The sequence below is a fragment of the Mesorhizobium sp. M2A.F.Ca.ET.039.01.1.1 genome (genome assembly GCF_003998035.1).
In the GTDB taxonomy this organism is placed as follows: Bacteria; Pseudomonadota; Alphaproteobacteria; order Rhizobiales; family Rhizobiaceae; genus Mesorhizobium.
Map to the genome: position 1 here is coordinate 1 of NZ_RZRY01000884.1, position 2,210 is coordinate 2,210.

The window sequence follows — 2,210 nt, forward strand, 5'->3', positions numbered from 1 at the left end:
GTTCCTGATGTGGCTCGGCGAGCAGATCACCGCGCGCGGCATCGGCAACGGCATTTCGCTGATCATCTTCTCCGGCATCGTCGCCGGCCTGCCGCGGGCGATCTCCGGCACGCTGGAGCTCGGCCCCACTGGCGCGCTGTCGACCGGCCTCATCCTCGCGATCATCGTGCTGGCCATCATCGTCATCGCGCTCATCGTCTTCTTCGAGCGCGCGCAGCGCCGCCTGCTCATCCAGTATCCGAAGCGCCAGGTCGGCAACCGCATGTTCCAGGGCGACACCTCGCATCTGCCGCTGAAGCTCAACACCTCGGGCGTCATCCCGCCGATCTTCGCGTCCTCGCTGCTGCTTTTGCCGGCAACCGTCGCGGGCTTCTCGCAGGCGACCAACCTGCCGGCCTGGGCAAGCACGATCCTCGCCTCGCTCGGCCACGGCCAGCCGCTCTACATGATCTTCTATGCGGGCATGATCGTCTTCTTCGCCTTCTTCTACACGGCGATCGTTTTCAATCCGAAGGACACGGCCGACCAGCTCAAGAAGCATTCCGGCTTCATCCCGGGTTATCGTCCAGGCGAACGCACCGCCGAATATATCGACTATGTTCTGACGCGTATCACCGTTATCGGCGCCATCTACCTGGTGCTGGTCTGTCTGCTGCCGGAATTCCTGATTTCGGCGACTGGCGTACCTTTCTACCTCGGTGGCACATCGCTTCTGATCGTGGTCAGTGTCACGCTCGACACGGTGGCGCAGATTCAGGGTCACCTGATCGCGCACCAGTATGAGGGCCTGATCAAGAAGTCGAAGTTGCGCGGGGGGAAGAGGAGCAGATGAGGCTGATATTGCTTGGGCCGCCGGGGGCGGGCAAGGGGACGCAAGCACAAAGACTGGTAGAACAACACGGCATCCCACAGCTCTCGACGGGGGACATGCTGCGTGCTGCCGTTCAGGCCGGAACCGAGGTCGGCAAGCGTGCCAAGGCGGTGATGGATGCCGGCGAGCTGGTCTCCGACGCGATCGTCAACGCCATCGTCGCCGAGCGCATCGATCAGCCGGACTGCGCCAGGGGTTTCATTCTCGACGGCTATCCGCGCACGCTGGTCCAGGCGGATGCGGTCGACGCCATGCTTGCCGAACGCGGCATCGCGCTCGACACCGTCATCGAGCTTGTCGTCGACGACAAGGCGCTGGTCGGACGAATCGTCAAGCGCGCCGAGGATGCCAAGGTCGCCGGCCAGCCTGTTCGTAAGGACGACAACCCGGCGGTGTTCGAGGAACGCCTGCGCGAATATTACAAGAAGACGGCGCCGCTGACCGGCTACTACTACGCCAAAGGCAAGCTCAAGACCGTCGATGGCATGGCCAGTATCGATGCCGTGACCGACGAGATCGGCAAGGTGCTCGCGGCCGCGGCGAAGTGAGCCGGACCGGCAATTGAAGATTGCGCTTGGCGACAATTGAAGATTGCGCTTGACTGAAGTGGGTCGTTGGGGTATGGCGGCCCGTCTTCCTATCAGGCATGGACTTTGCTTGCCCTTGCGGGCAAGGCGTCCGCTTTGAACCAGGAAACTCCCGCAAGGGCCGGCCTCCACCGGACGCGGGGTAACTTGAACGCCGGCTCGTCCGGCCTACATGGAGAAAGAGAAGAAAATGGCTCGTATAGCCGGCGTCAACATTCCGACCAACAAGCGCGTCGTCATTGCGCTTCAGTACATTCACGGCATCGGCAAGAAGTTTGCCCAGGAGATCGTCGACAAGGTCGGCATCCCGGCGGACCGCCGCGTCAACCAGCTGACCGACGCGGAAGTGCTGCAGATTCGCGAGACGATCGACCGCGACTACCAGGTCGAAGGCGACCTGCGCCGCGAAGTCTCGATGAACATCAAGCGGCTCATGGACCTCGGCTGCTACCGCGGCCTGCGTCACCGCCGCTCGCTGCCGGTCCGCGGCCAGCGCACGCACACCAATGCGCGCACCCGCAAGGGCCCGGCCAAGGCGATCGCCGGCAAGAAGAAGTAATTGGGCGAATAGCGAGTAGTCATTAGCGAGTAGGACTCTATTCGCTACTCACTATTCCCTACTCGCTTCTCAAGGTGGAGCCGCTGGCATTACGGCGGTGTAGAGATCAACTGAAAGGACTACCATGGCCAAGGAAGCCGCTCGTGTTCGCCGTCGCGAACGCAAGAACATCTCGTCGGGCGTTGCCCACGTC

At 62.4% G+C, this 2,210-nt stretch carries 3 protein-coding genes and 1 pseudogene; all 4 read left to right on the plus strand.

All coding sequences use genetic code 11. The features are described 5' to 3' along the window. Positions 1-832, plus strand: an 832-nt coding sequence (gene secY / locus EOA24_RS35060; RefSeq protein ID WP_127410654.1) for a preprotein translocase subunit SecY, incomplete at its 5' end; no start/stop codon positions are given. Then, positions 829-1,419, plus strand: coding sequence for an adenylate kinase (locus EOA24_RS35065; RefSeq protein WP_127255633.1), 591 nt, complete (start codon positions 829-831; stop codon positions 1,417-1,419). The genes secY and EOA24_RS35065, both read left to right, overlap by 4 nt. A 229-nt stretch (positions 1,420-1,648) precedes the next feature. Beyond that, positions 1,649-2,017 carry a 30S ribosomal protein S13 gene (gene rpsM / locus EOA24_RS35070; RefSeq protein ID WP_027170351.1) on the plus strand — a complete coding sequence of 123 codons (369 nt, stop codon included), beginning with the start codon at positions 1,649-1,651 and terminating at the stop codon, positions 2,015-2,017. A gap of 124 nt (positions 2,018-2,141) precedes the next feature. Continuing rightward, a pseudogene (locus EOA24_RS35075) lies at positions 2,142-2,210 on the plus strand (30S ribosomal protein S11); the annotation flags it as partial.

Coding starts and splice junctions, on each gene's coding strand:
- EOA24_RS35065 (WP_127255633.1), top strand. CDS start 829: ATGAGGCTGATATTGCTTGGGCCGCCGGGGGCGGGCAAGGGGACGCAA.
- rpsM (WP_027170351.1), top strand. CDS start 1,649: ATGGCTCGTATAGCCGGCGTCAACATTCCGACCAACAAGCGCGTCGTC.